The 229-nt window shown below is 31.9% G+C and carries 1 protein-coding gene; it reads left to right on the top strand.

The genetic code is table 11. The features are described 5' to 3' along the window. Positions 1-229: hypothetical protein (locus tag SCA31_RS25845; RefSeq protein ID WP_410699786.1), on the top strand; the 229-nt coding region annotated here is incomplete at both ends.

Raw genomic sequence — 229 nt, 5'->3', positions numbered from 1 at the left:
ATGAAAAAAGGAAATCAGGATTTATTTGAAAACTCCAGACACATTAAAAAAGAACTTCTTCAAAAAATTGAAAAAATGCAAGCAAGAGAACTTTTGTGGATGGGCGAAAATATGCATCCTGTCGTTGATCGCATGATTTCAATGTTAAAATCAAGCAAAGGTGGTCATGATATTACTTTATCCAACATGGGAAGAATTGATATTCCGAATGCGTATAAAAATTTTAAGG

Origin of the sequence: Chryseobacterium sp. SIMBA_028 (assembly GCF_046535285.1) — a bacterium.
Classification (GTDB): domain Bacteria; phylum Bacteroidota; class Bacteroidia; order Flavobacteriales; family Weeksellaceae; genus Chryseobacterium.
This window is presented reverse-complemented; position numbering and strand designations above follow the sequence as displayed.